At 64.1% G+C, this 18,600-nt stretch carries 15 protein-coding genes; 9 read left to right on the top strand and 6 right to left on the bottom strand.

From position 1 onward, the window contains the following. Positions 1 to 6: 6 nt before the first annotated feature. From K2O51_RS10340 to K2O51_RS10350, 3 genes are all read right to left on the bottom strand, one after another. Positions 7 to 1,785 (bottom strand): FAD-dependent oxidoreductase, encoded by a 1,779-nt coding sequence (locus K2O51_RS10340; RefSeq protein WP_220630173.1) that lies wholly within the window; start codon positions 1,783 to 1,785, stop codon positions 7 to 9. Between the two features lie 36 nt (positions 1,786 to 1,821). Beyond that, positions 1,822 to 2,676 (bottom strand): fumarylacetoacetate hydrolase family protein, encoded by an 855-nt coding sequence (locus K2O51_RS10345; protein ID WP_220630174.1) that lies wholly within the window; start codon positions 2,674 to 2,676, stop codon positions 1,822 to 1,824. An 88-nt stretch (positions 2,677 to 2,764) separates the two neighbouring features. Continuing rightward, a complete protein-coding gene (locus tag K2O51_RS10350) occupies positions 2,765 to 3,727 on the bottom strand; it encodes a VOC family protein (RefSeq protein WP_220630175.1) in 963 nt (320 codons plus the stop codon). Between the two features lie 388 nt (positions 3,728 to 4,115). Between K2O51_RS10350 and K2O51_RS10355 the strand changes: the two genes are divergently transcribed. Together K2O51_RS10355 and yedA are read left to right on the top strand one after the other, a co-directional pair. Next, positions 4,116 to 4,301: a hypothetical protein gene (locus K2O51_RS10355; RefSeq protein WP_041680250.1), complete on the top strand. Its 186-nt coding sequence runs from the start codon at positions 4,116 to 4,118 to the stop codon at positions 4,299 to 4,301. A 226-nt stretch (positions 4,302 to 4,527) separates the two neighbouring features. Then, complete coding sequence (gene yedA, locus K2O51_RS10360) at positions 4,528 to 5,406, top strand: drug/metabolite exporter YedA (protein WP_220630176.1); 879 nt, start codon at positions 4,528 to 4,530, stop codon at positions 5,404 to 5,406. Between the two features lie 14 nt (positions 5,407 to 5,420). Here yedA and K2O51_RS10365 read toward each other — a convergent pair whose 3' ends face one another. From K2O51_RS10365 to K2O51_RS10375, 3 genes are all read right to left on the bottom strand, one after another. Beyond that, a complete protein-coding gene (locus K2O51_RS10365) occupies positions 5,421 to 6,113 on the bottom strand; it encodes a GntR family transcriptional regulator (RefSeq protein ID WP_011300789.1) in 693 nt (230 codons plus the stop codon). Positions 6,114 to 6,250: 137 nt separating this feature from the next. After that, on the bottom strand, positions 6,251 to 7,873 hold the full coding sequence (locus K2O51_RS10370; protein ID WP_220630177.1) for an OpgD/OpgG family glucan biosynthesis protein: 1,623 nt from the start codon (positions 7,871 to 7,873) through the stop codon (positions 6,251 to 6,253). 108 nt (positions 7,874 to 7,981) lie between these two features. Beyond that, a complete protein-coding gene (locus K2O51_RS10375; protein ID WP_011300787.1) occupies positions 7,982 to 8,734 on the bottom strand; it encodes a TerC family protein in 753 nt (250 codons plus the stop codon). A gap of 192 nt (positions 8,735 to 8,926) precedes the next feature. Between K2O51_RS10375 and K2O51_RS10380 the strand changes: the two genes are divergently transcribed. The 7 genes from K2O51_RS10380 to oxlT all read left to right on the top strand — a co-directional run bounded on the left by K2O51_RS10380 (position 8,927) and on the right by oxlT (position 18,124). Beyond that, positions 8,927 to 9,904: a 2-dehydropantoate 2-reductase gene (locus tag K2O51_RS10380; RefSeq protein WP_011300786.1), complete on the top strand. Its 978-nt coding sequence runs from the start codon at positions 8,927 to 8,929 to the stop codon at positions 9,902 to 9,904. Between the two features lie 286 nt (positions 9,905 to 10,190). Further along, positions 10,191 to 10,910 (top strand): GntR family transcriptional regulator, encoded by a 720-nt coding sequence (locus K2O51_RS10385; protein WP_011300785.1) that lies wholly within the window; start codon positions 10,191 to 10,193, stop codon positions 10,908 to 10,910. A gap of 503 nt (positions 10,911 to 11,413) precedes the next feature. Next, complete coding sequence (gene frc / locus K2O51_RS10390; protein WP_011300784.1) at positions 11,414 to 12,646, top strand: formyl-CoA transferase; 1,233 nt, start codon at positions 11,414 to 11,416, stop codon at positions 12,644 to 12,646. An 85-nt stretch (positions 12,647 to 12,731) separates the two neighbouring features. Beyond that, positions 12,732 to 13,514, top strand: coding sequence for a fumarylacetoacetate hydrolase family protein (locus tag K2O51_RS10395; protein ID WP_011300783.1), 783 nt, complete (start codon positions 12,732 to 12,734; stop codon positions 13,512 to 13,514). 25 nt (positions 13,515 to 13,539) lie between these two features. Beyond that, a complete protein-coding gene (locus tag K2O51_RS10400) occupies positions 13,540 to 15,096 on the top strand; it encodes a Re/Si-specific NAD(P)(+) transhydrogenase subunit alpha (protein ID WP_220630178.1) in 1,557 nt (518 codons plus the stop codon). Positions 15,097 to 15,106: 10 nt separating this feature from the next. Continuing rightward, positions 15,107 to 16,504, top strand: coding sequence for a Re/Si-specific NAD(P)(+) transhydrogenase subunit beta (pntB, locus tag K2O51_RS10405; protein WP_011300781.1), 1,398 nt, complete (start codon positions 15,107 to 15,109; stop codon positions 16,502 to 16,504). A 285-nt stretch (positions 16,505 to 16,789) separates the two neighbouring features. Continuing rightward, positions 16,790 to 18,124, top strand: coding sequence for an oxalate/formate MFS antiporter (gene oxlT / locus K2O51_RS10410; RefSeq protein ID WP_220630179.1), 1,335 nt, complete (start codon positions 16,790 to 16,792; stop codon positions 18,122 to 18,124). Positions 18,125 to 18,600: the final 476 nt, after the last annotated feature.

Below are 18,600 nucleotides of genomic sequence, written 5' to 3' on the forward strand. Positions count from 1 at the left end.
GCCCGGTTATGCCGCCTGACGGCGGTCGGCGCTGCTGGACTGCCGGCCCAGGATGCCCCGCATCGCTTCCGACAGCGCGTGCTCGGCATCGGTGCTGCAATCCTGACGGCGCCAGCAGACGAAACGGTCAGGGCGTACCAGGACGGTACCGGCGTCCGTGGTGCCGCGCAGGCTTTGCCAGGTGCCGTAGACGTCGTGGGCATCGCAGTTCGGGCCGCCGATGCTCACCACGTCGATCTCGATGCCCAACTGCTTGCCGACGCGCGCCGCGATGCCGCGCCAGGCCTCTCCGCCCACCCCGGTCAGCAGCGTGAAGCGGCCGTGGCCGACCAGATCCAGCGTGGAGACGCGCTGCTTGTGATGCTCCAGCCATGCATGCGGCACCACGCTGCCCGGCGCAGAGCTCGGGTGATAGTACAGTTCGGGATCGCGCGTGAAGGGTTCGCGTGGGCGTTCGTCCGGCACCACTGCCGCAGACTCGTAGAACTGGCCGAGTTCCACGCCATGGCAGTTGAACTGGTACTTCTGCAGTTCGACGGCTTCCTGCAGGGCGTGCCGGCGCTCGCGGCCGCGTTCGGTATCGCTGAACAGTTCATCGACGTTCTCCCATCCCTGTGCTTCGCTCTGGCCTGGCTCGAACCCCAGCGCCTTCGCGATCGGCAGCATGTTGCGCACCGACTTCATGGCGCGGTCCACCACCTTGCGTGCTACCGGCTGGCGTTCGGCGGAGTAGCTGTCCAGCAGGGCGTCGTCCGCATTGCCGCGGATGACGTGCGCGAGTTTCCAGGCCAAGTTGAAGGCGTCCTGGATCGACGTATTGGTGCCGAGCCCATTGGCGGGCGGGTGCCGGTGGGCGGCATCGCCGGCAATGAACACGCGCCCCTTGCGCATGGTCTTCGCCGCGACATGGTTGATCTGCCACTTGCTGACCGCCTTGACCTTGATTGGCAGCGAGTCGTCGCCGATGGTGGCCCGCGCGCGGCGGATCACGGCCTCTTCGCTCAGGTCGGGTTCGCCTTCGGCGGGGTCGTACATGAACAGCAGCACCCATTCATTCCACGGGCGCACGCAGATGTATGTGCCGCTGCCGACCCAGTAGTTATTGCCGGGCTGCGTCATCCAGTACAGGGTGCCGGGACGTTGTTCGCAGTACTGGGCCAGGTCGACTTCCAGCCAGCAGTTGACCGCTGCGCCCAGCCCCATTTCCCCTTGCATCTCGAAGCCGCATTGGGGCACCACGGTGCTGGCGCCGCCATCGGCGCCAATAGCATAGAGTGCTTTCACCTGAATGGTCTCTCCGGTGATGCGGTCCTGCAGGATGGCGGTGACGTGATTCGCGTCCTGCGAAATCTGCTTCAGCTCCGTGTTGAAGAGGAACTCGGCCCCGCGTTCGCGTGCGCAGGCAAGGATCTCGGGCTCCATCAGGTGCTGCGGCGCATTGCACATCTGCGACGGGCTGGCCAGTGCATAGTCGGCCTGTCGCTGTTCCGAGCCGCCCCAGGCGTGCAGGCGGGCAATCTCTGTACCGGCAAAGCTGGTGGCCCAGATGCAGTGGCTCATCAGCGCATGGGGCGTCGCCACTTGCCGCACGCGCTCTTCGATCCCCAGGTCCCGAAACACTTCCATGGTGCGCTGGTTGGTGATGTGGGCACGCGGGGAGTTGGCGGTGCCCGCGTACTTGGTGATCGTCAGGGTTCGCACCCCATACGTGGCAAGCAGGGCCGTTGCGGTAAGGCCAGCCGGCCCGGCGCCGACCACGAGAACTGGTACTTCAATCGTCTTCATGGATGTCTCCTCCAGATTCGCGTTGCGCGCGGCGCCTTATTGCGCCTGCTCGTCGGCAATCGGATTGGACAGCGTGCCGATCCGTTCAATGCTGACTTCGCACACGTCGCCATGGCGCATCAGCAGCTTGGGCTCGCGCGCCCAGCCGATACCGGACGGCGTGCCGGCCACGATCACGTCGCCGGGTTCGAGCGTGATGGCTTCGCTGATGATCGCAATCAGCGAAGCCACGTCGTACAGCATGTCCGACGTGCTGGCGGACTGGACCACCTGGCCGTTGAGCCGCGTTTCCAGCCGGAGTCCGGTGGCCCCCGGGGGCAGTTCGTCCGCCGTCACGACATAGGGACCAAAGCCGCCGGTTGCGTCGAAGTTCTTGCCGACCGTCCATTGCGGGGACTTGAACTGGTACTCGCGTACCGAGCCGTCGTTGAAGACGGAGTAGCCGAACACATGGCTGAGGGCGTCTTCCCGTGCGATATGCTTGCCACCCTTGCCAATCACGACCGCGAGTTCACCCTCGTAGTCCAACGTGTCGCTGGCGAGCGGGCGCACGATCGCGCCGTCATGTCCCACCATGCTGGTCGGCACGCGCAGGAACAGCGTGGGGTAGTCGGGCTGTTCGTACGGAGACTCCTTGGTATGGTCCGCATAGTTCAGCCCGACGCAGAGGATCTTGCGCGGGCTGATGACCGGCGGCAGCCAGGTCAGCGCGGCGGTGTCCCGCACTGGCACTGCCTGGGCCACCAGGCTGTGCCACTGCTGCGGGCCGAGTCCGGCGTCGATAAGGGCGCCGACGTCCTTGCCCGCAACCGGCGGCAAGGCGAAGACGCCTTCGTCGGATACCAGGCCCACTCGTTGCTGGCCATCCAGCAGAAACGTTGCCAACTTCATTTTCCAGCTCCAGTCGGAATTGATGCCGCCATGCGCGGCGGGAATTGTTGAAAGGTACGGTAGCGGTGCGGGCTGCGGGCGGTGCCGCTCAGGCCTCGGTATTGCGGACGAAGTACTCGGGCACGTCCGGCCCCCACTGGTACAGGGAGTCCTCGGCCGCAAAGTCGCCTGCCGGCCAGGCCTGTCCGGCGGGGATATAGTCGATGTCCGCCGAGTACTCGCAGAACGAGCCCCATGGGTCGAGTACATAGAAGAAGTAGTTCGAGCCGAGCACATGGCGCCCCGTACCCCAGCCCTGCGTGTAGCCCGCCTTCGCCATCTGGCTGGCGCCCTGGCCGACCTCGTTGACGTCCGCGACGTCCCATGCGGCGTGGTGCCAGCCTCTGGCCGAGCTCTTCACGAGCGCAAGCAGATGGTGATCGCTGCCATAAGGGGCATGCGTGAACGCAATGACGTCATCGGATCGGTCGGAAAGGCGCAGTCCCAGCGCGTCGCGGTAGAAGTCGAGCGCACGCTGCACGCTCGGGGTGAACAACAGTACGTGCGACAGGCGGCGTGGCAGCACGCGCTGCACCTGGCTACGCACCACCGCGCCACGCTGACCACCGGGCGCGCCTTCCAGCCGCGCCGGAGACTTGCTGCTCGGCGAAGTCTTGGGGCCGATCTTCACCTGGACCAGGTTACCGTCGGGATCGAAGAACCAGACTCCCGACTTGTCGCCATAGCGCGGGTCCTCGACAAGAGTCGCCCCACTGGCGGCCAACTGCTGCCGGATGCCCGCGAAATCGCCTTCGAAGCAACTGAAGCTCAGGTAGGCGAGGCGCTTGCGTTCGCCTTCGTAGAACCGAGCCCAGCAGCGCTGGTCAGCGGCATAGACCTCAAGGCATTCCGGCGTACGTGCCACGGTCAGCCCGAAGGCGTCGAGGAAGCGCTCGGCCACTGCCAGGTCTGGAACCTCCAGCGCGTAGTGGTCGATCGAGTGCACGGCATGGCGCGGTCTAGCCGCGGGCGCTTGCGAACGCTGGCTCGCATCGGCGCGATGAGTGTCCATGTTTGTCGTCTCCTGCGGTTTTCTGTTTTCTGTAACCGGCCCGCACGCGGCGGGCCGGTTCTTCCGGCTAGGTGAATCTGCCCGTTGGCAGAACTTGGTTAAAAGCTATACTATCCAAAAATATATATAAAAACAAGATTTGAATATTTATCGTGTGTGTGACGGAGAGAGCATCATGGAGTCACCACTGCGCGGGGCTGGGTCCATCCGTGCCGGTGTCGTGACCGGCTTCCGCGCAGCGCGGCGCGGGCCGCGGCGGTGATTGCCTTCTTTCCAACGCGACGTTGCGTTTTCGCATACGTACATTTACGTAATGCTGCAACGCGACAATTCCTTTGCTACAATCAGGGAAAACCCCATGAGGGTAATCCCTGTAAGGAAGGACGCCATGAACACCCAATCCGATATCAAGCTGACCGACCAACTGGAACGCGACCTCATCGATCGTGAACTGGGCTACCGTGGCCTGGGCATTGGCAATGATGTGAAGCGCGCGATTGCGTTTGTGCAGTCGGTGCTGACGCGTCTGCAAATGCAAGCCCGCAAGGCCAAGGTCAGCTACGCCAACGGCTGAGAGATCGCTCCCTGAGCGTGCTGGTCTCCTGATCGAGACCGGAAAAAAGCCGGCTGAAGCCGTCCCTCGGGGCGCTCTTGCCGGCTTTGCCATTTAAGGCCTGGTGACTTCAAGTGATGTGCCCTTGACTTGTGAGCTGCATTCGCAAGCGTTGCCAGACCTTTTCGTTTTGAGCCGGCGTGGCGGAAGGCTATCGTGGAGGCCTTTCCGCAGTTGCCCACACGCCATGCCGCCGCTCGTCCTGTGCTGCCTGCTGATCACCTACGTGGTCTGGGGCACGACTTATCTCGCTATCCGGTTCACGCTGGAGAGCTTCCCGCCGTTGCTGATGATGGGCTCGCGCTTCCTCTGCGCGGGGCTGCTGCTGGCCGCCTGGCTGGCCTGGCGACGCACGCCGATGCCGACTTGGCGCCAACTGCGCAACTGCGCGGTACCTGCGGTATTCCTGCTCGTCGGCGGGATGGGACTGACCGCCATTGCCGAGCAAACCATCTCTTCGGGGGCGACCACGGTGATGATCGGGTCGATGCCGATCTTCGGCCTGTTCTGGAGCGCGTGTTTCGGCACGCGTCCGCGCTGGTATGAGGGGCTGGCGATTGCGATCGGTAGCGTCGGCATACTTGTGCTGACCGCCGGCGCCGAATTCCGCGTCAGCACCGCAGGCGTGGTGGCGCTGTTGCTCGCTGTGGCGAGCTGGTCGTTCGGGTCGCAGCTTGCGCGCCGGATTGAACTACCGGACGGTGCTTCCGCGTTCGCCGCTGAGATGCTGATCGGCGGAGCGATCCTGCTGGTGTTGTCGGCGCTGCGCCAGGAGCCTTGGCCGGCCACGATCAGCACGCAGGCGTGGTGGGCGTGGGGTTATCTCGTGGTGATTGGCTCGCTGGTGGCGTTTTCCGCTTACATGTACCTCGTCGCGAACGTGGGCCAGACGCTGGCCACCAGCTATGTCTATGTGAACCCGCCCGTGGCGCTGGCCGTGGGCGCGTGGCTGGGCGGGGAGCAGGTTGCCCCCCAGACGATATGGGCGATCGTGCTGATTCTTGCGGCGCTGGCGGTGTTGAGCGTGGGCAGCCTGCGCACGGCGCGTGCGGCAGCGGCTGCCTGAGCCGCGCCCGGGCGTCAGGATGACGACTGTTCTTCGATCCAGAGTGACAGCCGCACCTTGTAGGCCTGCTGGATATGGCGGCGCGTGATCTGCTCGGCCAGCGCGGGGTCACGCTTTTCCAGCGCTTCAACCAGGGCAAGGTGTTCCTCGTAGGAGCTGCGAGGCCGGCCCGGTACTGATAGTGTGGTGCGGCCGAGAAGCGCCATGGACTCGTGCAGCGACCGCAGCGTCTTGAGCAGGTAGCGGTTGTGCGCGCAACGATGCAGCGTTTCGTGGAACAGTCGGTTGTTGGCGGCCAGCCGTTCGGGATCGTCGATCATGGAAAGGTCGCGCTCGACGATATCGCGCAGCAGCGAGATCTCGACATCGGTGGCGTGGCGTGCGGCCAGCGCGGCCGCGGTGCCTTCCAGCACTTCGCGCATGACATAGAGTTCGCTGACCATGCTGGCGTCGAGCTGGGTCACCATCATGCCGCGGTTCGGCTCGTTGACGACGAGGCCCTCGGATTCCAGCCGCGACAGCGCTTCGCGCACGGGCGTGCGCGACAGGCCCAGCGATTCCGCCAGTTCGACCTCGCGCAGGCGCGTCCCCGGGGAAAGCTGTCCAGCCTGGATGGCCGCACGCAACTGCTGGTAGGCGCGCTCGGAGCGCGGCAGGGACGAGGCCTGGCCGGCGTCGGTGCCGCCGGCGAATTCGGTGGAGATCATGTGAAGCTGGCTGATTGACCCATGTAAGCGGTCATCATACCCGCTCGCAAGCCGCTGACATCACTGCGCCGCAATACTGTGCAACGCGGCCGGACGCTTGCCAGGCCCCGCAAGCCGGGGCTGCGGCGTGCGGCGCGTCAGGCGCCGTAGGCCGTCTGCGACTGGAACGGGTGGTACTGGTAGAGCCACGTCTCGGACAACGGCTTGCCATCCAGCCGCAGGAACAGCCGCAGATCGACCGGCTCCTTGCCGTCGGCCGTCAGGTCGAACTGGGCGCGCCAATGGCCCGGTACGCCGTTGGGCACGGCCTCGGTGAAGACATAAGAGAACTTGCCGCGCGAGGCGGTCAGCACCGCTTCGGGCTTGACGCCGAACGGTAGCTTCTCAAGCGGGGCGCCCTTGAATTCCACCATGAACTTGCGCACGCCCTTCGGGCGCGGCTGGCCCGGCTGGCCGCCGTTGCCCATGCGCGTGGCGACGCAGCGGGCCAGTGGCGAGGGAAACGGCTCGTCGGCCAGCCAGTGGAGCCGGTAGCGAAGCCGATAGGTGTTGCCCGCGCGCGCGGGCGCCTTGGGCACCCACATGGCGACGATGTTGTCATGGATCTCGTCATCGGTGCGCAGCTCGACAAGCTGCACCGCGCCCGCGCCCCAGCCGTCGCGCGGCTCGACCCACAGGCTTGGTCGGCGTTCGTAGTTGACGCCGTCCTGGTAGTGGTCGAACAGGCGGTCGCGCTGCAGCAGGCCGAATCCGCGCGGGTTGTCGTCGCCGAACGCGGATGCCATGGTCTGCGGCGGGTCATTGAGCGGACGCCAGATATGCTCGCCTGCGCCGTTCCAGATCGCCAGGCCGTCGGAGTCGTGGACTTCGGGGCGCCAGTCCACGGCGGTCCCTTTCATGGTCTCGGAGAACCAGTACATCGACGTAAGCGGTGCGAGCCCGAGCCGCGCCACGTCCTTGCGCAGGAACAGCGCGCATTCGACGTCCATGACCACGGCCTTGCCACGCTGCATGACGAACTTGTAGGCGCCGGTGATGCTCGGTCCGTCGAGCAGCGCATAGACAGTGACCGTGTCGCCCTTGCCCTCGGGCGGTTCGAAATAGAAATGCGTGAAGTTCGGGAATTCCTCCGACTTGCCGGCCTCCGCCACGTCGATGGCGATGCCGCGCGCCGACAGGCCGTACTGGTACAGCTCGCCGATCGCACGGAAGTACGACGCGCCGAGGAAGGCGACCCAGTCGTTCTTCTTCCAGTCACGCACCTTCTGGTCGCCCAGCCGGCTTTCCTGGAAGCGGAAGCCCGCGAAGCCGCTGCCGCGCGGCAGCTTGTGCGCTGGACTGTCGGTGGGCATGTCGAAGTAGCTCTCTTCGTAGACGATTTCCCGTGCGTTGCCCTTGCTGTCCTTGCCGCGCTCGATCACGTGCATGCGCACCGGCGTGCGGAAGTAGGTGCCCAAGTGGAAGAACGTCACCGGGAACTGGCCCGGGCCGTCGGCAAACAGCGCGTTTTCCGGACGGAAGCGAATCTTGCCGTGGGCATCGTAGTCGATGCGATCGAGGATCTCGGGTGGCGGCGCGGGCGGGGCGGCATAGGGTTTGCCGGCCAGCGCGCGCGCCTGGTCGATGAGAGCGTCGAAGCTGAACGGGCGGGCGTCGCCCAGCTTGATCCCGCTGGCGGCCAACGCCGAAGGGGGGATGCCCAGTGCGGCCAGGGCAGCCGAGGCGGTGGCGGAAACCAGCAGGGTGCGGCGGTTCATCATGTGGCGTCAGCGTCCTTCTTCTCATCTTCGGATCAGTGCAGAACTGTAAGAGACGCCATCGCCGGGCGAAAGTTCGGACACCGACTGTTACAGCAGGTGGTTCAGCCGTCACTGTCCGGCGCGTGCGCGGCGCTGCGCACGCCGCTTCCTGGAAACCATGTTCAACCCTTCAACTGCGGCCGAGAACGCCATCGCCGTATAGATATAGCCCTTGGGCACGTGCGTGCCGAAACCTTCGGCAATCAGCGTCATGCCGATCATCATCAGGAAGGCCAGCGCCAGCATCACGATGGTCGGGTTGCGGTTGATGAAGTTGGCCAGTGGCGTGGCGGCAAACAGCATCGCCGTGACTGCGGCGATCACGGCGATGAACATGATCTCCACATGCTCGGTCATGCCGACCGCGGTGATGATGCTGTCGATCGAGAACACGAGGTCCAGCACCAGGATCTGGCCGATGGCGCTGGCAAAGCTCTGCGATGCCCGGGCCTTGCCCGTGTCGTCGCCTTCCGCCTCCCCCGAAACGTGGTGATGGATTTCCCGCGTCGCCTTCCACATCAGGAAAGCACCGCCTGCAATCAAGATCAGGCCGCGCCACGATATGCCGCGCCCTAGTACGGTGAAGAGCGGCTCGGTGAGCGTGACGATAAACGCGATGGTGGCCAGCAACGCGAGCCGCAGGATCAGCGCCAGGCCGATGCCGACGCGCCGCGCCTTTTCGCGCATGTCTGCCGGCAGCTTGTTGGTGAGGATGGAGATGAAGATCAGATTGTCGATGCCAAGCACGATCTCCATGACCACCAGCGTGGCCAGCGCCGCCCACGCGGCGGGATCCTGCAGCAATGCGAGGGACGATTCCATGTCAGCTCCGTTCGAGAGTGGGGCCGATGGAACCGGGCCCGCAAGCGCAGTGTTGCCGACATGTTAGCAACTGCCTTGTGACGAAGGAAATCTAGTTCGCTTGCGAGCGAAAATTAGGGTTGTCGTTCGGCCTTGTGGAATATAGTATGTGATATATCAATGAATACTATCGAGCCATCAAGGAGACAGGCAATGAAAGTGTGCATCTATGGGGCAGGGGCCATCGGCGGCTATGTGGGCGCCCAACTGGCGCGCGCGGGGGCCGAAGTCAGCTTCGTCGCGCGCGGTCCGCACCTGGCGGCCATGAAGGCCAACGGCGTTCGCCTGCTGATCGACGGCGAGGAGCGGGTGGCCAGGGTCAACTGCACGAGTGATCCGCGCGAACTCGGTCCCCAGGATTATGTGTTTATCACGCTCAAGGCGCATTCGGTGCCCGGCGTGGTGGATCTGATGCAGCCGCTGCTGGGACCGCAGACGGCGGTAGTCACGGGCGTCAACGGTATTCCTTACTGGTATTTCTACAAGCATGGCGGCGAACTGGCGGGCAGCACGCTCGAAAGTGTGGACCCGGGCGGCAAGCAGTGGCGCGGCTTCGGCCCCGAGCGTGCGATCGGTTGCGTCGTCTATCCCGCCGCGGAAATCATCGAACCGGGCGTGATCAAGCATGTGTATGGCAAGAAATTCCCGCTTGGCGAGCCGGATGGCAGCCAGTCGGACCGCGTCACACGACTGAGCGAGATGATGATGGCGGCTGACCTGGAAGCGCCGGTGCGAGAAAACATCCGCGATGAAATCTGGCTCAAGCTGTGGGGCAACCTCTGTTTCAACCCGATCAGTGCGCTGACCCACGCCACCTTGGACGTCATCACGGCAAATCCCGCCACGCGGGCCCTGTCGCGCCAGATGATGCTGGAGGCCCAGAGCATTGCCGAGTCATTCGGCGTGAAATTCCGCGTGGACGTCGAGCGCCGCATCAACGGCGCGGGCGCCGTGGGCGCCCACAAGACGTCGATGCTGCAGGACCTGGAGGCGGGCCGCGCGATGGAAATCGACCCGTTGCTCACCGTCGTGCAGGAGATGGGCCGCCTGGTCGGCCATCCGACGCCGATGTGCGATGCAGTACTGGGCCTCATCAAGCAGCGCGACGAAATGGCGCGCCTGGCGGCCTGATCGTCGGCATGACCTACGCCCCGTGCCACAGCCCGCGTGGCCGGGGTGCATTTGATGCATGCAAGTCCGCCGGGAAAGTCACCTTTTCGTGGCTTACCGCCCGGAATGGATATCCATTGTGATATACCATATACGACAGGCCGGGCACCGGGTGGCACGCCGGACTTATAACCGATCGGGTTTGATGCGATCCGGGAATGAGTCCAGATGATTTTGCTAAGCTGTGCAGGAATGCGGAGGGCAGCCATTGTGGCCGCCGCGCCACCGGTCTCACACGAGCTCATTCATGTCTGCGCAAACCCAACCTATCGTCCAGTCACCGGGACTGACCCTCTCCGTGCAACCGATCAACGCCGGCGCCAGCCTGCGCGACCAGGCCTATGCCATGTTGCGCCAGGCCATCGCCGACGCGGATATCTACCAGTCGCGCGACGAGATCCGGCTCGATGAACGCGTGCTGAGCGAGGCCATGGGCGTGAGCCGCACGCCGATCCGCGAAGCCATGACACTGCTGGAGCAGGAAGGCTTCCTGCGCACGGTGCCCCGCCGCGGCATCTACATCATGCGCAAGACCAAGCGCGAGATCGTCGAGATGATCCAGATGTGGGCGGCGCTGGAAAGCATGGCGGCGCGCCTGGCCACGCTGCACGCCACCGACGCGGAAATCGCGCAACTGCGCAGCATGTTCGACAGCTTCCGCGATTCGACGCCGGCCGAGCATATCGAGGAATACTCCGACGCCAATATCGTGTTCCACCAGGCGATCGTGCAGTTGTCGAAGTCGCAGATCATCATGGACACGATCCGCAACATCTTCATCCACGTGAGGGCGATCCGGAAGATGACCATCTCACAGAGCGACCGCGCGGCGCGTTCGATCGTGGATCACTTGCGCATCATCGAGGCGCTGGAAAAACGCGATACGGAACTGGCAGAGCGCCTGGTGCGCCAGCATTCGCTGGACCTGGCCGACTACGTCGAAAAGCACTGCGACTTCCTTGACTGATCGGCTCATTTTTACAGCTTACCGATAAGAACGGCGGACCGAGTCCGCCGTTTTTTGTTTCTGAACGCGGACGTGGGCCGGCTTCACCGTTGGTATGTGATATATCAAGTAGACTGGCGGAAAGGCACCGCCCGGTTGGCCCGATACATCACTTAGTAGCGAGTCAGAAGCCGCCGCTTCAGTGCTGGCAAGGCTCGCTCGGGTGGGGCGTGGTCCGGACGGCGTCGTAATTGTTGCGGTGCACCGACGAAAGTTGAGGCCGAGGTGGGAAAAGAGCTTGCCGTTCTCTGATATATCACATACCGTATGTCATCAAGACGGTCGAAAACGATCGGCAAGAGATAGAAGCATCCAGCGGGCCACCCGCCACCGAATTCAAGTCAAACGAGGAGACCAAGCATGTCCGAAGTCCACGCGAAGCGCGCCGAAAGCCGTACCGCGGAAAACACCCTGAAGACCCTGTACCAGTAAACAGACGCCATCGGAACCGAGGAGACATCGCCATGGAACGAAAAGCACTGGATGGCATCCGTGTTCTGGACATGACGCACGTTCAGGCAGGCCCTTCCGCCACGCAGCTGATGGCATGGATGGGCGCCGACGTGATCAAGGTGGAAATGCCGGGCCGCGGGGATATTACCCGCAGCCAGCTGCGCGACGTGCCCAACGCCGACAGCCTGTACTTCACCATGCTCAACAGCAACAAGCGCAGCCTCACGCTGAACATGAAGACGGCGGAAGGCAAGGCGTTGCTCGAAGACCTGATCCAGCGCAGCGACGTGCTGATCGAGAACTTCGGCCCTGGCGTGCTCGCACGTGCGGGTTTCGACTGGGACCGCATGCAGGACCTGAACCCGCGCCTGATCTATGCATCGATCAAGGGTTTCGGCCCCGGTCCGTACCAGGACTGCAAGGCCTATGAAAATGTGGCCCAGTGTATGGGCGGCTCGGCCTCCACGACCGGCGATGCCGCAGGCGTGCCGACCGTGACCGGTGCGCAGATCGGCGATTCGGGTACCGGCGTGCATTGCGTGGTCGGCATCCTGGCTGCGCTGCTGCAACGCGAGCATTCGGGCCGCGGCCAGCGCGTGGAAGTGGCCATGCAGGATGCGGTGCTGAACCTGTGCCGCGTGAAGCTGCGCGACCAGCAACGGCTCGATGCGGGCCCGCTGCGCGAGTACCCCAACGAGCAGTTCGACGACCACGTGCCCCGCGCCGGCAACGCATCAGGCGGCGGCCAGCCTGGCGCCGCGCTGCGCTGCTCGCCCGGCGGCCCGAACGACTATGTCTACGTCATCATCCAGCCGCAGGGCTGGGAGCCGCTGATGCGCCTGTGCGGCCGCGAAGATCTGATCACCGATCCGGAGTTCGCCTCGCCCGAGGTGCGCCTGAAGAAGCTCGGCGAATGCTTCGGCATCATCGAGCAGTGGACCATGGGACTGACGAAGTTCGAGGTGATGAACGCGCTCAACGAGGTCGATGTGCCGTGCGGTCCGATCCTGTCGATGAAGGACCTGATCGAGGACCAGTCGATGTACGACCGCGGCTATCTGGTGGAGCTGGAGCACCCGACGCGCGGCAAGTACGTGCAGCTCGGTTCGCCGATTGCACTGTCCGATTCTCCGGTAAAGGTGGAACGTGCCCCGCTGCTGGGCGAGCACACCGAGGAAATCCTCGAGTGGCTGGGCCGCACGCCAGCCCAGATCGCCGCGATGAAGCTGGCCGGCGCCGTCTGAGCGTCCGCCTTCCTCTCCTCTTCTTCCCCTGTTTCTCACACCGAGCGGGCGCGCCTGGCGCGTGCCCGCCGGAGGAGTTCGTGCTGTGAAATCCTGGATTCGTTTTCGCCGTCCCGACGGCAGCGTCGGCTACGGCCGCACGGAAGGCGACGGCAGCGACTGCGTCATTGAGTTCGATGGCCCCGGCTATGTCGATCCTCAACCCGCGGGCGCCACTTACAAGCTTGGCGAACTGCATCTGCTCGCCCCGTGCGAGCCCGGCAAGGTCGTGGCGCTTTGGAACAACTTCCACGCTCTGGCACGCAAGCTGGAAAAGCCCGTGCCAACCCATCCGCTGTTCCTGATCAAGCCGGCCACTTCGCTGGCGGGCCCTGGCGATGCCGTGGAGCGGCCGCGCAGCTATGACGGCAAGATCGTCTACGAGGGCGAGCTTGGCATCGTGATCGGCAAGAAGGCGCGCAACGTGTCGGTGACCGAGGCGGCATCGCACATCTTCGGCTACACCGTCGTCAACGACGTGACCGCCGCCGAGCTGATCGCTGCCGACCCGAATTTCCCGCAGTGGACCCGTGCCAAGGGCTTCGACACCTTCGGCTGCGTCGGTCCGGCCATCGTGCCCGGTTTCAACTGGCGCGCGGCCAGCGTAAAGACACGCCTCGACGGCGTGGAGCGGCAGAACTACCCGCTCTCGGACATGATCTTCACGCCCGAAGAGCAGGTCAGCCGCATCTCGCAGGACCTGACGCTGATGCCGGGCGACGTGATCGCTGTCGGCACCTCGCTGGGCGTGGGCTCGATGAAGGATGGCGCGGTGGTGGAGGTGAGCATCGAAGGCATCGGCTCGCTGGTGAACCACGTTCGCGGGTAATCGCGCAATAATCAAAGGGAAAGCCATGCCAATGACAATTGGTGTCCCCCGGGAGGTCCATCCCGGGGAGCGGCGCGTTGCCGCGACGCCCGATTCGGTCAGGGAGCTGACCAAGCTCGGTTATGAGGTGGCAGTGGAATCCGGCGCAGGCCAGCAGGCCTCGTTCTCGGACGAAGCGTATCGTGCCGCCGGCGCAGCCATTGTCGATGCCGCCAGCCTGTGGGCGTCGGTCGACGTCGTCATCAAGGTGCGCCCGCCGCAGGTCCACCCGAGCCTCGGCGTGGAAGAGGCGGCGCTGCTCAAGAAGCACGCCACGCTGATCAGCTTTGTGTGGCCCGCGCAGCAGTTGACGCTGCTGGAGCGGCTGTCGCAACGCGGCGCCACGGTGCTCGCGATGGATTGCGTGCCGCGCATTTCACGCGCGCAGAAGCTCGATGCGCTCAGCTCGATGGCCAATATGGCGGGCTATCGCGCAGTGATCGAAGCCGCGCATGCCTTCGGCCGACCGTTCGCAGGCCAGATCACGGCCGCGGGCAAGATTCCGCCCGCGCGCGCGCTGGTGATCGGCGCTGGCGTGGCTGGCCTTGCCGCCATTGGCGCAGCGCGCAGCCTCGGTGCCGTGGTACGCGCGTTCGACACGCGACCCGTGGTGCGCCAGCAGATCGAAAGTCTCGGCGCCGAATTCCTGACGGTGGAAATCGAGGAAGACGGCAGCGGCAGTGGCGGCTACGCGAAGGAGATGAGCCCGGCGTTCATCGAGGCCGAGATGAAGCTGTTCGCCGAGCAGGCGCGCGAAGTGGACATCATCATCACGACCGCGCTGATTCCCGGCAAGCCCGCACCCCGCTTGCTGGAGGCCGACACGGTGGCGCTGATGCGTTCCGGCAGCGTGGTGGTCGATCTCGCCGCGGAGCAGGGCGGCAATTGCGTGCTGACCGTGCCTGGTGAATCGGTGACGCACAACGGGGTCACGGTGGTCGGCTACACCGACCTGCCCAGCCGCATGGCCGCACAGTCGAGCCAGCTCTACGCCACCAACATCCGGCACCTGCTGACGGAGCTGACGCCCGCCAAGGACGGCCAGCTCGTTGTCGATATGGATGACGAGATGATCCGTGGCGCCACGGTGCTGCACCAGGGCGACGTGACCTGGCCGCCGCCACCGCTGAAGACCTTGCCGCCACCGGCACCTGCAGCGGAAGTGCAGGCGCCCTCCGAACCCGTCGCGCCACCGAGCCGCACGGGCACGACGCTGGCGGCACTGGCTATCGCCGTCATTGCGTTGCTGGCGCTCGGTGCCGTGGCACCACCAGCGTTCATGGCGCACTTCACGGTGTTCGTGCTCGCCATTTTTGTCGGCTACCAGGTCGTGTGGAACGTGACGGCAGCCCTGCACACGCCGCTGATGAGCGTGACCAATGCGATCAGCGGGATCATCGTGGTCGGCGCGCTCGTGCAGCTCGGCAAGCCGTCGCTCGTTACCGCCATCGTCGCCGGCGCGGCGGTGCTGATCGCCACCATCAACATCGCAGGCGGCTTCCTCGTGACGCAGCGCATGCTGAAGATGTTCCAGCGGGACTGAGGAGACAGACATGCCTTCGGGAATCAGCAGTATTGCTTACCTGGGCGCGAGCGCGCTCTTCATCCTCAGCCTGAGCGGGCTGAGCCATCCGGCCAGCGCGAAGCGCGGCAACCTGCTCGGCATCGCGGGTATGGTGATCGCCGTGCTGACCACGGTGCTGGCCGGCAGCCCGGACGGGGTGCCCATCATCATCGGCGCGATGGTGCTCGGCGCGGCGGCCGGCGCGGTGCTGGCCCGACGCGTGGAAATGACGCAGATGCCGGAGCTGGTTGCGGTGCTGCACAGCTTCGTCGGCCTGGCTGCGGTGCTGGTGGGCTATGCGAACTATCTGGACGCGCATGCGCTGACCGGTGCGGAGAAGGCCATCCACGAGATCGAAACCTACCTTGGCATCCTGATCGGCGCGGTGACGTTCACGGGTTCGGTGATCGCGTTCCTCAAGCTGCGCGGCACGCTCGGCGGCAAGCCGACGCTGCTGCCGGGCCGTCACGTGCTCAACGCGCTGGCGCTGATCGTGTGCGTGGTGCTGGCCTACCAGTTCCTCAATGCGCCATCGGTGCAGGACGGGCTGGTGCCGCTGGGCGTGATGACGGTGATCGCGCTGCTGGTGGGTGCACACCTGGTCGCGGCGATCGGTGGTGCCGACATGCCGGTGGTGGTGTCGATGCTTAACAGCTACTCGGGCTGGGCCGCCGCGGCGACTGGCTTCATGCTCGGCAACGACCTGCTCATCATCACCGGTGCGTTGGTTGGCTCGAGCGGCGCGATCCTCAGCTACATCATGTGCAAGGCCATGAACCGCAAATTCCTGTCGGTGATCCTGGGCGGGTTCGGCGTCACGCAGGCCAAGGGCGCGGCGACAGAGCAGGGCGAGGTGTTGCCGGTATCGAGCGACGAGGTCAGCGCGCTGCTGAAGGACGCGAACGAGGTCATCATCGTGCCCGGCTACGGCATGGCGGTGGCGCAGGCGCAGGGCACCATCAGCGAGATCGCAAAGCGGCTGCGTGCGCAGGGCGTCAATGTGCGCTTCGGTATCCATCCGGTCGCCGGCCGTTTGCCCGGGCATATGAACGTGCTGCTGGCTGAGGCGCGCGTGCCGTATGACATCGTGCTCGAGATGGAGGAGATCAACGACGATTTTGAGCACGCCGACGTCGTTCTGGTGGTTGGCGCCAACGATATCGTTAACCCGGGGGCGCTCGAAGACCCCGCCAGCCCCATCGCCGGCATGCCGGTGCTCGAAGTCTGGAAAGCGCGCACCGTGGTGGTGTCCAAGCGCAGCATGGCCGCCGGCTATGCGGGCGTCGACAACCCCTTGTTTTACAAGGAAAACACGCGGATGTGGTTCGGCGATGCCAAGGGCAGCGTAGACGCGTTGTTGCGCCAGCTCGAGGAGGTTCCCGCGTGATTGGCCGCGTTCGTCCGCCGCAAAGCATGACTACGACTTATGTATTAACTTGCAGTCATGCGGCGGATGGCGGCCCAATTGATGCGGAATTCGCAATATATAAACGATCATAAATACATACGATAAAAAAGTTTAAGACTCATCAAATTAAGCATCGGTTAGCATCAATCCCCAGATTTACGTGCCGCAATGACAGGCGCCGATCCCGTTGTGAATAGGGATGCCGAAATAGAGCACCCCAAGCAGTCCCGGCGAGGACGCAGAAAAGCACTAGGAGACAGGTAGATGGCGCATCAAGAAGCGGGAGCCACGTCCGGCAATGGTCGTGGCCTGCAGAATCGTTGGTTTCAGCTGGCCGTAGGCGTGGTTTGCATGGGGCTGGTAGCGAACCTGCAATATGGCTGGACTCTCTTTGTGTCACCGATGGACGCCAAGCATCACTGGGGCACGTCCGCGATCCAGGTGGCATTTTCGATCTTCATCGTCACCGAGACCTGGCTGGTGCCGCTTGAGGGCTGGCTGGTGGACAAGTTCGGCCCGCGGCCGGTGGTGGCGGGCGGTGCACTCTGCGCCGGCCTGGCGTGGGTGATGAACGCGTATGCGACGACGCTGCCGGAGCTGTACGCAGCGGCGGTGATCGCAGGCATCGGGGCCGGTGGCGTGTATGGCACGTGCGTGGGCAATGCGCTGAAGTGGTTCCCGGACAAGCGCGGCCTGGCGGCCGGCCTGACGGCGGCGGGTTTTGGCACGGGCGCGGCGATCACGGTGATTCCCATCGCGAACATGATCCACAGCGCCGGGTACGAAAGTGCGTTCCTGTTCTTCGGCATCCTGCAAGGCGTGGCGATTTTCGCGCTGTCGCTGCTGCTGTTGAAACCGCGCGCGCCGAAGGGTGCCGTGGCGGCGAAGGCGGTGCTGACCAACAAGGTGGAATTCTCTCCCGGCCAGATGGTGAAGACGCCGGTGTTCTGGGTGATCTACGCAAGCTTCGTGGCAGTCGCCGCGGGCGGGATCATGGCAACGGCGCAGCTCGGCCCGATTGCAAAGGACTATGGCTTTGCCTCGATGCCGGTGACGCTGCTGGGCATGACGCTGCCGCTGCTGACGATGACGCTGTCGATCGACAATCTGTGCAACGGCTTCACGCGTCCGCTGTGCGGCTTTCTATCTGACCGCTTTGGCCGCGAGAACACGATGTTCGTGATCTTCATCGGCGAGGGGCTCGCGCTCTTGGGCCTGATGCAGTTTGGCCGCGACCCCTATGCGTTCATCTTGTTCGCAGCGCTGACCTTCCTGTTCTGGGGCGAAATCTTTTCGATCTTCCCGGCACTGTGCGCGGACACGTTCGGCAGCAAGTTTGCGGCGTCGAACGCAGGCACGCTATACACGGCGAAGGGCACGGCGGCGATGCTGGTGCCGCTTGCATCGATCCTGTCGGCGAATGGTGGCTGGGACGCGGTGTTCACCGTCGCGGCGGTCGTCACCATTGCAGCGGGGATATCGGCCAAGCTGTTGCTGGCGCCGATGCGCAAGCGGTTCATCACGGGCCATTCGGAGACGCCCATGCCGGTATCGGACGGGGCCTTCTTTGCGAGTGCATCGGCCAGGCGCGGCGAATAGGCAATAGGCAGAGAGCATTGCCATCGCCGTACTTGTAGCGATGCATTGAAAGATTGTAGAGGCCTGGCGCATGTCGCCAGGCCATCAGGCGCAAGCGTCTGGAGCAGGGCCAGTAAGAGACCTCGAGGACCTCGCAAAGCATTCCAGCGGGCGTCAAAGCGCCTGAAAGTCTGGTATGTAATATATCTTGGTGCCGAACTTCAAAGGCCGCTTGGCCTGTGCATTGGCTTCCTTGATCTGTGCGCGACGCGAATGAATGGCGCACATTGAGGAGTTGCGCTGATTTAGGCACAGATTCGAGCTCGTTTGCTGCAGTGCATCGACGAAAGTTGATGGATAGGTAGGAAAATAGCTTGCCGTTCTCTGATATATCACATACCGTATGTCATCAAGACCGGTCGAATTGATCGGCACAGATTGAAGCAGGGGGCCGAGCCTCATGCACCACGAAGAAAAGTCCAATAGGAGACCAAGCA

Origin of the sequence: Cupriavidus pinatubonensis, from assembly GCF_019602855.1 — a bacterium.
Taxonomy (GTDB): Bacteria; Pseudomonadota; Gammaproteobacteria; order Burkholderiales; family Burkholderiaceae; genus Cupriavidus; species Cupriavidus pinatubonensis.

Bases quoted from the DNA above. Each gene is read 5' to 3' on its own strand.
- K2O51_RS10400 (WP_220630178.1), top strand. From the start codon at position 13,540: ATGCCAATGACAATTGGTGTCCCCCGGGAGGTCCATCCCGGGGAGCGG.
- K2O51_RS10340 (WP_220630173.1), bottom strand. From the start codon at position 1,785: ATGAAGACGATTGAAGTACCAGTTCTCGTGGTCGGCGCCGGGCCGGCT.
- K2O51_RS10370 (WP_220630177.1), bottom strand. From the start codon at position 7,873: ATGATGAACCGCCGCACCCTGCTGGTTTCCGCCACCGCCTCGGCTGCC.
- yedA (WP_220630176.1), top strand. From the start codon at position 4,528: ATGCCGCCGCTCGTCCTGTGCTGCCTGCTGATCACCTACGTGGTCTGG.
- K2O51_RS10375 (WP_011300787.1), bottom strand. From the start codon at position 8,734: ATGGAATCGTCCCTCGCATTGCTGCAGGATCCCGCCGCGTGGGCGGCG.
- K2O51_RS10345 (WP_220630174.1), bottom strand. From the start codon at position 2,676: ATGAAGTTGGCAACGTTTCTGCTGGATGGCCAGCAACGAGTGGGCCTG.
- K2O51_RS10355 (WP_041680250.1), top strand. From the start codon at position 4,116: ATGAACACCCAATCCGATATCAAGCTGACCGACCAACTGGAACGCGAC.
- oxlT (WP_220630179.1), top strand. From the start codon at position 16,790: ATGGCGCATCAAGAAGCGGGAGCCACGTCCGGCAATGGTCGTGGCCTG.
- K2O51_RS10380 (WP_011300786.1), top strand. From the start codon at position 8,927: ATGAAAGTGTGCATCTATGGGGCAGGGGCCATCGGCGGCTATGTGGGC.
- K2O51_RS10385 (WP_011300785.1), top strand. From the start codon at position 10,191: ATGTCTGCGCAAACCCAACCTATCGTCCAGTCACCGGGACTGACCCTC.
- pntB (WP_011300781.1), top strand. From the start codon at position 15,107: ATGCCTTCGGGAATCAGCAGTATTGCTTACCTGGGCGCGAGCGCGCTC.
- K2O51_RS10350 (WP_220630175.1), bottom strand. From the start codon at position 3,727: ATGGACACTCATCGCGCCGATGCGAGCCAGCGTTCGCAAGCGCCCGCG.
- frc (WP_011300784.1), top strand. From the start codon at position 11,414: ATGGAACGAAAAGCACTGGATGGCATCCGTGTTCTGGACATGACGCAC.
- K2O51_RS10365 (WP_011300789.1), bottom strand. From the start codon at position 6,113: ATGATCTCCACCGAATTCGCCGGCGGCACCGACGCCGGCCAGGCCTCG.